Raw genomic sequence first — 16741 nt, forward strand, 5'->3', positions numbered from 1 at the left:
GCCGTCGTCCGCTTTCTATTAATCGCCTGCTTCCCTTAATACTGTGTAAACCCGCAGTTGTCGGTGCCGGACCGGCGGAACGTTCCGCGGCTCCCGTAAACTCTTGCAATGAAGCTTCTGTACATCACAGAAAGCGTGCCCAACCGGGACCCCATGCTGGGGGACGGCAGTTCCATGATTCCGTTCGAGGTGCTGCGGAACCTTCCCGGAGAAGTGGCAGTGACACTTCTGACCTTCGCCGGACCGGTGGGCGTGCCGGCCGAAATCAGGTCGCGCTGTAACGCCGTGCATGTGATGCCCACGCGCAGCCGCGCCTGGGCCACCGTCCTGTCCGTCTTTGGCCTGACCGGTCTCGGAAAGCACGAGCGGTCCACCGCCAAAGCTATTGCCGTCGCGGCACAACTCTCCGGCCTCCACGACGCCACCCTGATCCATGGTCCGCACGCCCTGTTCCTGGCCAAGTCGGTGAGCGGCCCACTGGTTTTGCAGACTGTGGATCCCTGGTCCGTCCGCGCCGCGATGGACACTGCCATTGCCGGCACCCTCCGCCCGGCCTACCGCGCCCGTGAGTTCCTTGCCCTGCTTGCCGAACGGCGCTTGCCGTCGCGGGCGCGGCTCCTTACTGTGGGCGCCGCCGATGCGCTGACGTGGTCGGAACGGCTGGCGCGGCCCGTCAGGAGCGTTCCCAACGGGGCCGAGAAGTCGGTGCGCGAAGCCGCCAGACAGAACTGTCCGGTGGCCTGTTTTGTTGGCAGCCTGAACTACGGTCCAAACATCGACAGCGCAAACGTCCTGATCAGAAAGATCGCCCCACTCGTGTGGCAGCAGGTTCCGGATGCCAGGTTTGTGCTCGCGGGCCGGTGCCCCGATGCCTCAGTACAAGCCCTGGCCGGCCCCCGCGTGGAGGTCCTCGCCAACGTGCCGTCAGTCCTGGAGGTCTTCCACTCCGCGGACGTCGCAGTCTTTCCCGACGAACACGGTGTCGGCATCCGGAACTCCGTGCGCGAGGCCCTTGCCGCCGGCCTCCCGGTGGTAGCGACGCCGGTGGCCGCCCGCGAGCAGGAACCCCACCCCTTGCTGGCCGTCGAACCGGACACGGAGGGGTTCGTGGATCACGTCGTGCGGCGGCTGACCGCGCCCGGACGGCACCGGACCCCACCCGCTGGCGGGTCCGTCAGAACGTGGCGGACTGTCGCCGAGGACTATCTGGACGAGGTGGGCGGCGCGATCCGGTCCGGCGGCACCGGCCTCCCGTCCGGAAAGTCACCAGCATGACGTACGCACCCGGGGATCTGACCCGGACCGGTGTCCGCGGCGCAGCGTGGCAGGGGCTGGCATTCGTCACCGGAAAGATGATCGTCCTGGGCACCGCCATCGTCCTGGCCCGGCTGCTGTCCCCCGAGGAGTACGGCCTGGTGGCACTGGCGCTGGTCCTGATGGCCTACGCCGAAACCGTTGCCGACGCCGGTGTGGCACAGGCGCTGGTCTATTTGCCGCGTACAGGCGTCATTGCGCGCTCCGCCTTGTTCATTTCCGTGCTGCTCGGAGCCGTCCTGGCCTCAGCCGCCGTCCTGGCCGCGCCCTGGATCGCAGGCCTTTTCAACCTTCCGGACGCGGCGCCCCTCGTCCAGGTGCTGGGGGTTTCGGTGTTGGCCACGTCCTTCGGGGCGGTCCCGGAAGCCCTGCTGCGACGGGACCTGAAGTTCAAACCGCTGACCGCAGCTCCTGTGATCCGGGCCGCCACCATGGGATCGGTGACCCTGGTTCTGGCGTTCACGGGCCACGGCGCGTTGTCACTGGCCGTCGGCACAGCCGCGGGGTCCGTGGCGTATGCGCTCACGTGCTGGTTCCTGGTCCGCAGGAATGCGCCCTGGCAGATCTGGCGGGTGGGCAGGGACGCTCTTCGGGCAAACATTGCCTACGGGGCACCCGTGGCGGGAAGCAGCCTGCTGGCCCGGCTGATTTTCGACGTCGACTACCTCATTATCGGGCTGTTGTTGGGAGCGCAGGCTCTGGGCTACTACACGTTGGCCTTCCGGCTTCCGGAGGCCCTGATCCTCAACGTCTTCTTTGTACTGTCCACGGTCCTTTTCCCGCTCTACGCGCAGGTGCGCACGGATCCGGACAGGCTCCGCGACGGCTACCTGAAAAGCGTCCAGATCCAGTCCCTGTATGGGTTCACTGCCGGCGTGGGCCTGGCCGTCCTGGCACCGGTCCTGGTCCCTCTCCTTTTCGGCCAGAAATGGACCGACGCTGTGCTGCCACTGGTCTTGCTGGCCCTGTACGCTGCAGTGCGGTCGCTGGGCGCGGGTGCCAACGACGTGTACAAGGCGCTCGGACGGCCCGGGCTCTCCATCGCAATCTCCGTCGTCCGCCTCGTGATTCTCGTGCCAGTCCTGCTGGTCGCCGCGCAGTGGGGCATCGTTGGAGTGGCAGCTGCGCAGCTTGCCACGGCCTTTGTTTTCGCCTGCGGAATGCAGGCGGTCGCGGCCCGGGTGATCAAGATCAGGGCACGGCGCCTGGTGCGCGCCGCCGTGCCAGGCGTGGTCTGTGGGGCTGCTGTGGCAGGGGCCGGCCTGGTCACGTTGGCCCTCCCGATCCTTGGTCCCTTGGTAACGACGGCCGTCGTGGTGCTTCTGTCCGTCGGCCAGGTTTACGCGATTCTGCGCCTGGGATTCCCGTCCTTGTACCGTGAGCTGCTGCAGTTCCTAGGGCGTGTCTGATACGCACGCTTGGGCTCTATGGCCGCTGGCCTTGCACGGCGTGGCGCCAGAGCCAGAAGTCCCGATCGGACGCCACGGCCTGACGGAGCTTTTCTGTTCCGTGGGCGGCCTCGGCCTGACCCGCCAGCCTGAACGCCAGCGTGGCCGCGGATCTGGCCCAGGTTGCGATGACCAGCAGCGGAATCAGCGCAGCATCCACCCCGCGCAGGTCCAGGTGGCCGGCGAGGTGTGCCAGTGCCCACCCGCCCGGGCCGAACGCCTTTTCAAACGCCGCGAGCTGGCTGCCGCGGTCGAAAGCCAGTTCGCTTGATTCACTCAAGTACTGGAGGTAAAAGACCAGGTCATGCCCGGGAACGCCGTCGGTGCGGGCCCGTTCCCAGTCGACCACCTGCAACCCTTGGTGGGGCTTGAGGAAGAGATTGGGGTGGCTCAAATCGCCATGCTCGACGACGGCGGGCAGTTGGATGTGACGCAGCGGCGCCAGTATCTCGTGGGTCCGTTCCACCAGTGCCATGATCTCGACTTCCTGGGACACCAGTCCTGTGAGCGCCTTCAGCGGGTGGCTGATGGTCCGGTCGTACCAGCCGTCGTTCCGGGCGGCAGCCTGCGTGCACGGCAAGGCGTCCACAAAGGCAGTGCCCGCGCTGACGGCGCCGGCCAGATCCGCCGCCACCTGTCGGGGGTCCAGGGGCACTCCTGTCACCGCGGTTTCGACGAGCACCGTGTGGGCGCCGACGTCGCAGACGGTCACCACCTGCGGGACGCCGATGACGGACCCTGCAGCACCCGTGTTGAGCTGCCTCAGAACGTCGGCTTCATGGCGCACGCTGTCGTTCTCGCCAGGCTGCCGCGGCACCTTGACCACGAGGCTGGGTTCGTTGGCTCCAGCCGCAAAAACCAGGGCCACCACATGCTTGGATGTGACAAACCTGGGCGTCAGCAGGACGCTTTCCCAGCGGGGGCCTATCCCGTATTTGTCCAGCTCGAGCTCCTCGTAACGCTCCGCCAGGAAACGGTCGACGAAAGTCACTGCGGCTCCGCGGGTGGGCGCCGGCCTGTGACGGTTCCTTCCGGAACAGCCAGGTCAAACACGCCCAGGAGCAATGCCAGCCGCGCGGCAAAGGCCTTGGCTGCACCGAAGCGGACATCCTTGTGCAATGCCAGGGTGTTCCTGATCGCTGCTGCTGACGCCACAGGAACGATGCGGGTGGTCTGGTCCAGTGACGGCGCATTCCAGTAGACGCTGACGTCCTGGTAGCCGCTGCGCACGAACGTGTTTTTCCAGCCTTTCAGGGTGCGGGGCCCGGACCTTTGGAACAGTGAACGCCGGGCCTCGACGCACATCCAGCCGCCGGGTTCCACCGCGGCCGAGGCAGACCTGAAGGCCGCCAGATCGGGGACGGTGAGGAGCACAACGCCGTAGGTCCTGTCATGGTCCCCGTGTTGGTCCGGTGGAAGGACCGCCGCTGAGGGGTCCAGCAAATGGAGGGCGGACGCCATATCGGGGCCGGTCGCGCCGCCATACGCCACGCTTCGGGGCTGCAGGTCAGGGAGCAGGAACCGCCAGTCCAGCAGCCGCCACAGGTGCAATGACAGGGCGTCGGCTCCTTCCTCGTCGGGCCCGGCGCCGGGACGCTGCCCGGCCCCCAGCGCCGGTGAGAGCCGGCGCCACACCAGCCCGGTCGACTGGCCGAGGACGCGCTCCGGGGCCTGGGCGGCGTCGATGACGTTGCTGCCCGGCAGCTGGGCGGCAAGGTTCCGATACGCCAGCCGCCAGCCCTCGAGGATTTCAGGTGAGTGCTCACCCTTCCTGTCGAACATGACCTGGCCGGGGACATCGAGGACCAGCAAGAGGTCAGGAGGCCGCACCACCGCAAAGGCAATGGCATTCGTGGCCTTCGCCAGGATGCCGCCCACGGCGCCGTTCGAGGCACCGCCCGTGGCGGCCCCGGGCAGCAGGGCGTCATAGGGCACCCGGTCCATCAGCACCAGCCGGCCGAGCAGGCTCCAGAACCTGGCCAGCAACCCGCCGCGGACCGCCCGGTAGATCTTCTTGACGGTGCGTCCGCCAGGAACCTTTCCGAGCCAGGAGTCCCAGGGACCCGCCCCCCACATGCCCATGTACACATACTTGGTGGGCAGCGGTAAGGCTGCCTGAAGTCCGCGGAGCAGCGTGGTCTTACCCGCGCCGTCGGGAGCCATCACCCCCACCACTGGCCCCTTGTCCTGGAGCCGGGCGCCGAGCAGCCGAAGACCCCGGTGCCTTGCGGCGACCAGCCGCGGTACTGCCGGGGCCCAGGCCCACCTGGCCGTGATCGCGGCCGCAGCGGCCGGCACGTCGTCGAACCTGCCCGTCCGGACCAACTCCAGGACGTTCGCGGCTGTGCCCGGCCCCACGCGGCTGTCAACAAAGCCGGCAAGGGAATCATGGGCCGAAGCGGCGGCGGCCGCATTCCGGGCAGCCTTCATTCGGGGTGGCGCGATCTGCCCTTTGTCCAGGAACAGGTGGAGCAACTGCAGCCAGGCCTGATCCGGCAGCGCAGGGAGCCACAACGGGCCGCTCCGCACGCGCCCGCCCAAACAGCGCCGAGCCAATGGGGTCCGCCATTGCTGATATGGCCCGAAAGCTATGTCCGAAACAATGTCCAGCTTCACCCAGGCGTTCGTCCTGGCGGAATAGCAGAAGTAGAAGCGATGGCTGCCGTGGCCCGGTGCCAGGATACGGCGGAAGCCGGCGGCTTCCAGCAGCTTGTCCAGAACCGGGAGCAACTCGCTGGCGACAAGAATGTCCACATCGCCGGCGGGACGGGACAGGTCATCTTCCCCCCGGAGCAGGAGCCACGGTAGGGCTGTCCCGTCGAGGGCGTTCAGGGCGGCAGCGAGATTGGGTTCAATTGCCGGTGCCTGTTCCATGGCATCAGGGCGCGTAGGCATACTGCACCGCCCAATCGATCTGCAAATGCCCGGAAGTTCTTGCGGCGGGATAGGTTCCGTTGGCGCGGTCCGAGGTCTCAGCCTGCAATGTCCACCTCATCGGAGTATCGGGAACTCCTGACGGCAGCGTCGTCTGATCGATGAGTCGGCCGTCGAAGAACCACTGGACCTTCCCGGGTGTCCACTCCGTCGTCGCCACATGCCAATCGCCCGGTCCTGTCGGCGTAAAGATGCGCTCCGGAGGATCGAACTTCATGGGGCCTTTCGCTAAAGACCCTTTTATCGCTGAGCCGCCATAAAGCGGCCCATCGAGTCCACCCTCGGGCCAGTCAATTTCACCTTCATTCCAGTTATCGCTGACAGGCCACAGCAGAAAGGCAATTTTATAGCCGGGCATGGAATCATACCTGAATCTGATGGAGTACCGGCCGTATGTCTGACCGGCGTAGCCGAAGGGTATGACAGAAGCAACGCGGGGGGAACCTTCATAGTGGTGGAGGTAGTAGTCAAGTACTCCGTCTGCGACCGAAAGCACGGAATCAGGAGTATAGATGCCATGTCCCGAGGTATCGGGAAATCCCGAGTATCCGCGCATTTCCTCGCTATACACCTTGCCAACCTCTCCCATAGCAGCGGATGTCGTGAAGTCCTGCGATACAGTCTGCCGCCAGCCTGGAAGATCACCCGCGGGCATTTCGCTGGTATCTTTCCAAATTACATAGGTGAGGGCAAAAATCGCACCAGTGAGAAGCGCTGCGGAACCAAGCAGGGTCAGTTTCGACACAATCATCAAGGCCTCTTGCAGCCTAGCCGATTCGCGTAATCTGGTAAATCCTGATCGATTGAGAATCAAAAACCCGCATTACCTCATTACTCATTGCCAATTCGTGCTCAAGTTGAGAAATAGCCTCGGGAGGAACCGGCTTGTGGTTGGCCGTTACGGTATATTGCTCGTGATCAGAAATTACGACATAAATCCTCTCCCATGGCCGCACATGGTTCGATTCCCGCACCTTATCTGCGCGTGCTATCACGTCTTGCACAGTGACGGCAACCGTTGAATTCTTCAACATGCGGGCGATTGACGTTACCCTTCCCGAGTCAAGATAGTTGGGGTAATTCGGGCCGATGAGGAGCGGCAGGTGGTAGTTCGTCTCCACGATCAGGTCACTGGCTTGAATGCGCGCGTCAAGAAACGTACTGGCGGCCACGTCCTGGCTCGAGACGCGAACGCTCGCTTCGGGCTGGAAGTAGACACCTGTGAACAGGACAGCCATCACGGAAAGGGTGGCGGTGGCGCCGATGGCGGTTGCCCGAGTGCGGATAGGTCCGGACCAAAATAGCCAGGCAACGCCGATCGCGAGCCACGGCAGGGCGAACAGATAGACGCGCAGGCGCGCCTCGCCGCCGTAAGACGTCCCGAACATCCCGAGTATCGGCGCGGTGGCCAGCAAACCAACAATCAGTGCTGTCCTTACCTTCCCTTGCAAGAGGCGGCGGACGAAACCGGCCACGCCGAGCAATCCCGTCAGGACTGATAGAGCCACCGCTTCCCTGGCGACCCAGCGACCTGTCAACAGCCACTCGCCCGGATCTGCCCCTAACTTCTTGTACCCGATGTTGGAAAAGAAGTCGAAGCCACCGCCGAACCCATACTTACCATCAATGAAGTCGAGGTGGGGAAGCACGTAGAGCAGCGCGATCACCAACAGTGCCGGTGCCAACCATTTGGGCCTGAAGTACCCCACGATGAGAAGCGGGAAAAGTCCCGAGATGGCCAGGTAGGGGGTCAATTGATGACTCGCGACAATGACAATCTGCAGTGCAAGCACTGCGACGATTGCCCAGGACGGCACCGCACGGCCACTGCTCTGTATTTGTTTCGGGGACCGCGGACTCGTCCTCTTCCCCCACCTCGTCAGGCGACCTTCGAGGGCAATCACCCAGGCGGCCGGCGTACCGCGCAGATAGGTCAGGATGATCAGGCACATGGTCAGGTGCAACGTGAAGGCGAAGGCTTGCGGGGAATAGTAGTTTTGGTTGACCCAGTTGGCCAGCGCAAAGACCAGCGCGGCAGTCCAGTAGATCCGCGGATTCCTTGAAAGCGTACGGGCGATAGCGAGGACGAGCACAACTGAGATAAGCGCGAATCCTGTCTCAGCCAGGGCGGCGTATGACAGGGCATTCCGGTATCCGATCACCTCACCAAGAAACGCGCTGAGGGCGAAGAACCCGGGCCAACGGTTATAGATGTCGATCATGGAATCGATCTGGCCGGTGGCGCCGATGAGGTCAGTCACTGCTATGTGTTTGTACGTCCACGGCAGTCTGGGCACTTCAGCAAGAAGGCTCGCCGAAGAATAGAGAATGAGGACGAGGCCTGCCACGGAGGTGCTCAGGAACCGGTGTGAGCTTACGGTGCGGGCTGCAATGCCCCGGATGCATAGGCCCAGAACAACGGCCGCAGCCACGTACCACATGATCGGAAACACGGGAAGCAGGCCGAAACTGCCCAATTGTTCGTCGCTGGTCAAAATCAGCGCAACGCCCCACGTCACCATGGCAGCGGCGAGAGTCACCCACGGTACTGATTCCCGGAACGTGGGCCGGCGAAGGCCCGAAAAGTTCATCGCAAGGCGCTGCCCCGGAGCAGTCAGCACGTAGAATGCTGCCGCAACGAGCACGGCAGCAGCTACAGGGCGCGGATTCCACAACTGCAGCCAGGCCATGGCCAGAGCGAAGATCGAGTACGTCACCACACTTGCCGCGACCGTCAAGACCAGGCGTGCTGCCGATTCCGCGCCGCGAAGCCTCCGCACCAAGGCCCATCCCGGAAGAACTAGGCAGATAGCGAGTTTGAAGACCGCCAAGGGTAGTCCGCCAACATCGAAAAGTATGAGGCCAGCGGCCACCAGCCCACAGGCCGCCAAGGTATATTCCAAGGCCCTTGGTGCAGTGAGTCTGTGTCGCTGCGAGACACGTGGTTTCGGGGCGGGGAGCGGATCCTTCAATAGCAGCGCCATGGGACTAAGACCTCCTTGACCGGACAACGGTCAGATATGGGATTGTGCAAATTCCGGCCGAGGGGATGGCTCGGCGAAGCAGGCAGCGGGTCATAAGCCCCGTTTTTCGAAAGGCCTACGCCCCAGAAGGTAATTGAGCGGTCCACAGGCCACAGAGATCAGCTCAAGACGCAACACCTGGGCCAGTTGCCGATCCCAGGAATCATGGCTTTGGCCCTTAGTGGCTGCAGGCTGTCGCGATGTGCTTGCGCTTTGCAGCAACTCCCAGGCGACGCCCGGGGCGCGGGCCAGTGCCAGCCGGGCCGTGTTGGGGTTCAGGAGAATCTTTGTGAGCCATGCACCGAGTCCGCTGCCGTAGCCGCGCGCCTGGGCGCGCAATTCGTCCAGGCCACCACGGTGGCGGTGCCAGACAATCGCGGACGGCTGAACCACCAGGCTGAATCCCCCAAGGATCACCCGTGTGAACATGTCAATGTCTTCACCCCCGCCGGTGCGGGTTCCGACTCCCAAAGCGTTGTCGAAGCCGCCCAGGCTCAGTGCCGTGCGGCGATCCAGCGCGAAATTCGCACCCGTTCCGAAAGCGCCCGGACAGAAGGGGAACTTCGGAAGCCCTTTGGGCGGGTCGGCGAACGAGTAGATCTTGGGCGCAACGCTTTTGGACCAGCTGACGCGGTCATCGAAGTATCCCTGCGCCGGCGACCGCAGTTCGCCGGCCGGCACGAGTCCCGTGACGCAGGCCGCGCCTGGCATGCGATCGAAACCAGCGGCGATTTCGCGCAACCACGCCTCGTCGACAACGACGTCGTCATCGGTGTAGGCGACGATGTCGCCCTGTGCGCGACGGAGGCCCGCATTCCGTGCCTTGGAGAGCCCCGGGGCGGGCTCGGTGATGAGCGTTATTCGGGGGTCGTCAAACTCGTCGCGCACCATATTGGCGGTTTCGGCAGTCCTTGGCGCATTGTCCACCACCAGGACATCGAAATTTGGGTAGCCAAGATCCAGGATGGCAGTCAGGGCCCCCCGGAGCAGTGCGGCCCGGTCCCGCGTGCAGACGACAACCGTGACGGAAGGAGTTGATGACACTCCGGGGGCCACTGGTGTAACGGCCGGAAGGCCCGCGACAGCCTCCTCCAGAACCGCCCTCTCAAGCATCCCTCCGGTGGCCTCCACATCCACGAAGCCTCGGACCGCGGTCCCTTGGCGCACCAAAAGCCGTGCACGGTCGTAGCCTGCGTGGTTGAGCAACTGCAATTGGGTGTGATCGGAGAGTCGATCCAGATCAACGGCGCCGATCCACCGGGCTCCCGACCACTCCGGCGGGGCGGCACTGTCCATAGCCGGTGCCAACTGAAAGGCAGTCCGCTCCTCGACAGGCATAAGCTCGTCAACACGCTCACTCACTGAACTTCCCTCCACGGTGCGCCTACGAGGGCAGTCCCGGACCGCGGGCGGCCCTCAACGTGGGCTATCCGGCGTCCGCGTACGTACCCGGCTGCGGTGCATGCCAGGACCGCAATGACAGCGCCCGCCCGACCCAGCCCCTGTGGGTTGTCGCCCCGGCCCCAATCGCGCACTCCCGCAAATACGGCCCGTGGCAGGATGCTGCGCACGTAACGCCGTTCCGGTCCCAGAGCACGTTTGTGGCCTACCACCCGGCTGACCTGGGCCTTGGAGATCCCTTCGGACCAGGAACGCGACAGCATGTAGCGCAAGGTTCCCCTGTCCGCCGGCACGTGGTGCCGTACCAAGGCCGCGGGTTCGTAGACGATCCGCGATCCGGGTGAGCCCATCTTCGAGCGGATGCAGATCTCGGTCTCCTCGCAGCCGAAGGGCAAGGTGCCCTGGCGTCCCAGCGAGATGTTGAAGCCGCCAACCTGACGGAGGACTTCAAGCCGGAAAGACATGTTTGCCCCAATGACATTACGGACTTCGGAAGCCACCTTGGGCATTCCGCGGTGGCTGCATCCGACGATCCAGTCGAGCTCTTCCCCGAAGTAGCCCGGCCGGCCCGTTTCCCACACCGGTTCGACGCGTCCGCCGACGGCCAGCACGTCAGGATCGTCGTAAAAGACAAGCAGCCGTTCAAGCCAGTCCGGCGCGGCCTCGGCATCATCGTCTAGGAAGGCCACAATGTCTGAGTCCGCCAGGCCGACGCCGGTGTTGCGTGCTCCGGAAAGCCCGCGGGGGCCGCTGCTCTCCACCACCGTCACGTCGTCGACAATTTCAATGAGCCGCTCGTAGAGGTCCTCGTTATGGTCAATCACTACCAGGATCTCCTGGGGGGTGACTGTTTGGGCCCGGACGGACTCGATGACGTCCAGCAAAAGGTCCCAACGCCTCTCCGTATAGGCACAAATAACAATCGAAACGCTCGGACGTCCAATACGATCCAGCATGCTAGCCTCCCCGAACCAGGGAGAGAATTGTCTGGGGGTCGGTAGGCGTCCGCGGAACGCTGACATTGGCGTACGCGTATTTCACCCGGCGAAGGGCTTCCGGCCTGGCTCCTGCCGTGGGTGCCTCCCACATGGTGCATTCTCGGGCCAACGTGCGGAGGACCCGCCAACCATCGCGGAAGGTTTGCAGGTTAGAGGCTCCGGAGATCCGGTCAAGCTCGATGCTGGGCACTTCCGCGATCCGAAGACCGGCCCGGGCCGCCCGGACAATCAGCTCGGTCTCAATTTCAAAGCCGTCGGATTCCAGCTGCAGGATCTCCAGGCATTCCCGTCGAAACGCTATGTATCCATAGCAAAGGTCGGAGTAGTTGCTGTGCAGTACCGCGTTGGCCAGCCCGGTCAGCGCGCGGTTGCCTGCCTTCCTGAGGCGGGTGAGGTCTTCGGAGCCTCCCCCGGTGACGTGGCGTGAGCCCTTGACGAAGTCGTAATCGTGTTGAAGCGGGGAAACGAACCAGCCAATCTCCTGGGGATCCATGCTGCCATCCGCGTCCAGCATGACGATGATGTCTCCCGAGGCTGCAGCAAACCCGGAGCGAAGGGCCACGCCCTTTCCCTTGCGTTGCTCATTGACGATGACAAGGTTGTCGCGGATTGCTTGGGCTACGCCCACCGTGTTGTCGGTGGAACGGCCATCGACGATGACCACTTCGTCAACGTACGACGGCATCCTGCGGAGAACCCATGGAATATTCTTCGCTTCGTTCAGGGTCGGAATGACGACGCTGACTGAGGCCTTGGCGGCTTCGACGGCTGACATCGTAAATGTAATTGGGAGCTGGATGGAAATGGACAAATGCCTCACCACTTCATGACGTTTGCGGATTAGTCAATGCCCCGCTCGGCCGTGAAGTCGAGCGCGACTATAGCGCTTTATCCGGTCATGGGTCTGGTCTCTGGCCCCAGCTCTCATTTAGCCTTCGACTCTGGCCGCAAGCAAGAGCCTATTGGGGTACTGATGAGGCTGTCACCAGTAGTAGGTACTCACTTTTGAGGGGGCGGATCACCGCATCCGATCCAAGTACGGGGGTTATCCGCCGGTCCAAATATTAGGTATAGGGGTTATTATTCAGACCACATTTTTAGGTATAGGGGATTCCGTCTCAGCCCCTTCTTCGGGTTTAGGCTGGCCGTCTAGCTGGGGTTCGCTCGCTGGTTTGGGCCAGCGCAAACAACGCACTTCAGGCCGGTTATAGCGAGGTGCCCAGGAGTCTGCAATGAAGATTCGACCACCCGTCAGCTGGCTGGGTCAAACACTCGTCGTGGCCATGATCGTAGCGGGCTCCCTTCTGGCTACATCCCCGGTGGCTGCGGCGGACCCGGTCTATGGCACTCAGAGCCTGAGCTATTACGGTGTGGCTAACCCGCCGACCTCGGATAAACCGCAGAGCAAACTGTGGTGGAACGACGGCTCCTGGTGGGCGGACATGTGGAAATCCGGTACAGGCTGGAGCATCTATCGGCTGGACCGCCCCACGGGCACCTGGATTAACACCGGGGTAGTGAACGACACCCGCGGCAACACCTTGGCGGACACGATATGGGATGGCAGCCATCTGTACATCGCATCCCATGTGGTGACGATAACTGGTGACGGGACTCCCAATCCCTCACTCTCGGGACAGCCAGCAAAGCTTTACCGGTTCAGCTACTCAGCCGGCAAGTACACGCTGGACAGTGGCTTTCCCACCCAGATCACCGACAACTCCAGCGAATCCATGACTGTCGACGTTGATAGCCTGGGTGGAGTCTGGGCCACCTGGACGCAGGTCGGTGGGGACTCAACTTCGGGCTTTACCAACACGGTTTATATGAACTATTCCGCGAACAGCGGGGCGTCCTGGGACTCCCCCTTCGTCATCCCCGTCGCGAGCCCCAATCCGGGACCTGATGACATCTCTGCCGTGGTGGCCTTTGGCAAGAGCCAGATCGGCGTGATATGGAGCGATCACCTCACGGGCACCGTCTGGTGGGCCACCCACAAGGATGGCGACGCTCCCGCGGACTCTTGGAAGCTCCAACCGGCGGTTAGGGGTAAGGGCCAGGCCGATGACCACCTGAACCTCAAGTCGCTGCAGGCGGATCCGTCGGGCAGGGTGTTCGCGGCGGTTAAGACCAGCCTCAACGACACCTCCTCCGATCCGACCCTCCCCCAGCTGTACCTGCTGGTTTTCAAGCCGGGAACCGCATCCTTTACCCAGTCCACGATCTCTGTGGCCGGTGACTGCGTGACGCGCCCTCAGATTGTGCTGGATACCCAGAACAATCTGGTGCGGGCATTCCAGACGGCACCACCGACGTCTGTCAGCGGGTGCGCTTATTCCGGTGTTGCCGGAAGCATCTATGAGAAGACGGCGTCCATGGATAATCCGGTGTTCGCGGCCGGCCGTGGGACGCCTGTCATCCAGAGCGCGTCGTCGTCGAACATGAACAACGTGACCACCTCAAAACAGAGCGTGAACAACTCCACCGGCATTGTGGTGTTGGCGAGCGACCACGTCGCCAAGCGCTACTGGTTCTCGGACCGGCCGCTCGGACCGGTAACGCCGCCCCCGCCCCCTGCCGGATCCGCGCCAGTGGCATCTTTTACTGCGACGCCCACTTCCGGCACCGCCCCGCTGAGCGTCAGCTTCACTGACACCTCCACGAATACGCCAACCTCCTGGGCTTGGACCTTCGGCGACGGCGGTACGTCCACCGTGCAGAACCCCTCGTACACCTACGCGGCCGCCGGCACCTACACAGCGGAACTCACAGCCGCCAACAGCTCCGGATCAACCTCGGCCACCACAACCATCACCGCCAGTTCAGTGGCACCTCCTCCCCCTCCCGCCGGCGCGATCTCCGTGGTGGGCTCCAGCACCACCAACTCCGCGGCCACAACGGTTGTAACCCTGGCTGCTCCCGTAGGCACTCATGAGGGGGATGTTCTGGTCGCGGCGATCACCGCCGACCTGAGTCCCACCATGGCCTCGGTCCCCGCGGGCTGGACACCGATGGTGAACGGCTTGGCCATCAGGACCAATGCACGTGCGTTTGCCTATTACCACGTGGTGGGCGCGGCGGACCCGTCCAGCTACTCCTGGACTCTCAGTTCCGCAGCGAAGTGGGGGGCCGGCATCACGGCCTACCGCGGCGTGAACAACACCACCCCGCTTGATTCCCCCGTGATCACCGCAGTCGATACCACTTACACGGCCACCAGCATTACCGTGGGCAGCATTAACACCGCCAGCAACGGGGCCATGCTGATCGGCGGGGCAGCCTGTGACTGCGGCACTCCCGTCTTCTCGCCTCCCTCGGGTTGGACGGAGCGCTGGGAGGCAGCCGCCAACCAGTTGGCCGAAGAAGCGGACATGGTCCAAGCGACAGCGGGGGCCAGCGGCACAGCGACGTGGACCATGAGGGCAGCACGAGGCGTGGCTGTGTGGCGCACCGCGTTGAAACCCGCTAGCTGAGCCGGCGAGCCTGACACTGGCTGGCTACGCCGCAGTCCGGAAAAACAGCTCCGTGACAGCAGCCAGCCTGTGCGGGTCCGCCACGCCGCAGAGCTCGCGGGCGGAGTGCATCGAAAGCAGGGGCACGCCGACGTCGACAGTCCGGATCCCCAGGCGTGTGGCGGTCAGCGGGCCAATGGTGGAGCCGCAGGGCATCACGTTGTTGGACACAAATTCCTGGTACGGCACCTTCGCCTTCCCGCACAGCCTTGCCCAGAATGCCGCGCCGGGCGCGTCGGTCGCGTACCGCTGGTTGGCGTTGATCTTCAGCAGCGGGCCGCCGTTCAGGACCGGGTGGTTAGCCGGATCGTGCCGCTCCGGGTAGTTGGGGTGGACGGCATGGCCGGCGTCCGCGGAAACGCAGAACGACGCCGCCAGCGCCTGCCGCCGCTGGCTCACCGTTGCGCCGAGGCCGTCGGAGATCCGCACAAGCACGTCGTCGAGGATGGGTCCGCAGGCTCCGGAACGGGAGTTGGATCCGATTTCTTCGTGGTCGAACGCCGCGAGGACGGCGACCGGCCCACCCGACACGGAAGAAGAGCCATGAGCGATCAGCGCCGCCAGCCCGGCGTGCGTAGCCGAAAGGTTGTCCAGACGCCCGGAGGCGAAAAACTCACCGTTGGCCCCGAAAACCGCAGGCGCCTGCGTGTCTGCAATGACGACGTCGTACCCTCCGATCCGGGCCGGATCTACCGAAACGCCGCCAGGCACGTGCGAAGCGAGCACGGCGAGGAGGTCGACGTCGGCGGGGTCGCCCAGGCCCCACACGGGGTTCATGTGCCGCTGCTTGTCCAGGGTCAGGCCGTCGTTCACGGCGCGGTCCAGGTGGATGGCCAGCTGCGGGAAGCGGAGCATGGGCCCGGTGGCGGTGAGGTGCTCGGTACCGTCCAGCATGACCAGCCGGCCTGCCAGCCGCAGCTCGCGGTCCAGCCAGGAGTTGAGCAGCGGACCGCCGTAGACCTCCACTCCGGCCTGCAGCCAGCCGGACGCTCCCGTGGTGGGCTTGGGCTTGAGCTTGAAGGACGGGGAGTCCGTGTGCGCACCCAGGATGTTGAACCCGGTGGTGGGTCCGGCGTCTTCCGGGACCACCCAGGCGATCAGCGCACCGTCGCGGACCAGGTAGAACGAACCAGCCCCGCCGGCCCAGGGCTCACGCTCGTCCAGGCCCGTGAACCCTGCGGCGTCCAGCCGCCGGGCGGCCTCGTGGACGGCGTGGAAGCTCGACGGCGATGCGCTGACGTACGCGCCAAGGTCCTGGATGTGGTCAACGGCACTGGAGTCGTCGGCACTGGAGAGGGAAGGCATGGTTCCGAGTCTAGATGGTCACATTGAGCCCGGCGGTGCAGGTCAGCGCGATCTGCGATACCGCCAGCACCATCCCGGCCGCCGTGGCGTTGCTCATGGATTCGAATGCTGTGCGGAACCTGTGCGTCAGTCGACCGCGCCAGCGTCAGTAATCCGGATTGCTCGGGACCACCAGGCCGGTCTCGTAGGCGTACACCACTGCCTGGACCCGGTCGCGCAGGTGGAGCTTGGTAAGGATCCGGCGCACGTGGGTCTTCACCGTCGCTTCGGACAGGAAATACCGGTGCGCGATTTCTGCGTTGGAGAGGCCCTCCGCCATGGCTTCGAGCATTTCGGTTTCGCGCGGGGTGAGGTCTTCGAGCAGGGGGTCCCGCGGTGCGGCGGAGGGGGCCGGCATGGCAGCACCGCGGACATAGGTCTCCAGCAGCCGTTGCGTTACACGCGGGGCCACCACGGCGTCCCCGCTGGCCACCACCCGGACGGCGCTGACCAGGTCCGACGGCGCCACGTCCTTGAGGAGGAAGGCGGACGCGCCTGCCTGGAGCCCGGCGAACGCGTATTCGTCCACATCGAAGGTGGTGAGGATGATGATCCTGGCGCAGGATCCGGAGGCCGTGATGGCGCGGGTTGCCTCGATGCCGTCCAGGACGGGCATCCGGACGTCCATCAGCACCACGTCGGGGTTGAGGTCGCGGACCCGCCGCACCGCCTCGGCACCGTCGGAGGCCTCGCCCACAATATGCAGGTCTTCCTCGCCCTCGAGGATGAGTCGGAAGCCCATCCTGAGGAGCGGCTGGTCATCCACC

Annotated in this window: 12 protein-coding genes; 3 read left to right on the forward strand and 9 right to left on the reverse strand. The window is 64.3% G+C overall.

All coding sequences use genetic code 11. The features are described from left to right. Positions 1–108: 108 nt before the first annotated feature. Both ACQCSW_RS00875 and ACQCSW_RS00880 read left to right on the forward strand, forming a co-directional pair. Entirely contained in the window at positions 109–1275 is a 1167-nt protein-coding gene (locus tag ACQCSW_RS00875; RefSeq protein ID WP_426989090.1) for a glycosyltransferase, read from the forward strand. Next, positions 1272–2723, forward strand: coding sequence for a lipopolysaccharide biosynthesis protein (locus ACQCSW_RS00880; RefSeq protein WP_426989092.1), 1452 nt, complete (start codon positions 1272–1274; stop codon positions 2721–2723). Before ACQCSW_RS00875 ends, ACQCSW_RS00880 begins: the two co-directional genes overlap by 4 nt. 16 nt (positions 2724–2739) lie before the next feature. Here ACQCSW_RS00880 and ACQCSW_RS00885 read toward each other — a convergent pair whose 3' ends face one another. From ACQCSW_RS00885 to ACQCSW_RS00915, 7 genes are all read right to left on the reverse strand, one after another. Further along, a complete protein-coding gene (locus ACQCSW_RS00885; protein WP_426989094.1) occupies positions 2740–3753 on the reverse strand; it encodes an aminoglycoside phosphotransferase family protein in 1014 nt (337 codons plus the stop codon). Further along, a complete protein-coding gene (locus ACQCSW_RS00890; RefSeq protein WP_426989096.1) occupies positions 3750–5657 on the reverse strand; it encodes a hypothetical protein in 1908 nt (635 codons plus the stop codon). Before ACQCSW_RS00890 ends, ACQCSW_RS00885 begins: the two co-directional genes overlap by 4 nt. After that, entirely contained in the window at positions 5641–6447 is an 807-nt protein-coding gene (locus ACQCSW_RS00895; protein WP_426989098.1) for a glycoside hydrolase family 16 protein, read from the reverse strand. The genes ACQCSW_RS00890 and ACQCSW_RS00895 overlap by 17 nt, the downstream gene beginning before the upstream one ends. 16 nt (positions 6448–6463) lie before the next feature. Then, positions 6464–8680 carry a hypothetical protein gene (locus ACQCSW_RS00900; protein ID WP_426989100.1) on the reverse strand — a complete coding sequence of 739 codons (2217 nt, stop codon included), beginning with the start codon at positions 8678–8680 and terminating at the stop codon, positions 6464–6466. 90 nt (positions 8681–8770) lie between these two features. After that, complete coding sequence (locus ACQCSW_RS00905) at positions 8771–10081, reverse strand: glycosyltransferase family 2 protein (RefSeq protein WP_426989102.1); 1311 nt, start codon at positions 10079–10081, stop codon at positions 8771–8773. Next, positions 10078–11076, reverse strand: a complete 999-nt coding sequence (locus ACQCSW_RS00910; RefSeq protein ID WP_426989104.1) for a glycosyltransferase family 2 protein — start codon at positions 11074–11076, stop codon at positions 10078–10080. The genes ACQCSW_RS00905 and ACQCSW_RS00910 overlap by 4 nt, the downstream gene beginning before the upstream one ends. 1 nt (position 11077) lies before the next feature. After that, positions 11078–11893, reverse strand: coding sequence for a glycosyltransferase family 2 protein (locus ACQCSW_RS00915; protein ID WP_426989106.1), 816 nt, complete (start codon positions 11891–11893; stop codon positions 11078–11080). A gap of 457 nt (positions 11894–12350) precedes the next feature. On the opposite strand from ACQCSW_RS00915, the gene ACQCSW_RS00920 reads away from it, so the two are divergent. Further along, positions 12351–14591, forward strand: a complete 2241-nt coding sequence (locus ACQCSW_RS00920) for a PKD domain-containing protein (RefSeq protein ID WP_426989107.1) — start codon at positions 12351–12353, stop codon at positions 14589–14591. A gap of 24 nt (positions 14592–14615) precedes the next feature. Here ACQCSW_RS00920 and ACQCSW_RS00925 read toward each other — a convergent pair whose 3' ends face one another. Beyond that, positions 14616–15935, reverse strand: a complete 1320-nt coding sequence (locus ACQCSW_RS00925) for a M18 family aminopeptidase (RefSeq protein WP_426989108.1) — start codon at positions 15933–15935, stop codon at positions 14616–14618. Between the two features lie 145 nt (positions 15936–16080). Then, the gene (locus ACQCSW_RS00930) at positions 16081–16716 is read right to left on the reverse strand and encodes a response regulator (RefSeq protein ID WP_426990590.1); all 636 of its coding nucleotides are present in this window, start codon (positions 16714–16716) and stop codon (positions 16081–16083) included. Positions 16717–16741 lie beyond the last annotated feature (25 nt).

It is taken from the genome of Pseudarthrobacter sp. Y6, from assembly GCF_050156205.1.
Lineage (GTDB): Bacteria > Actinomycetota > Actinomycetes > Actinomycetales > Micrococcaceae > Arthrobacter.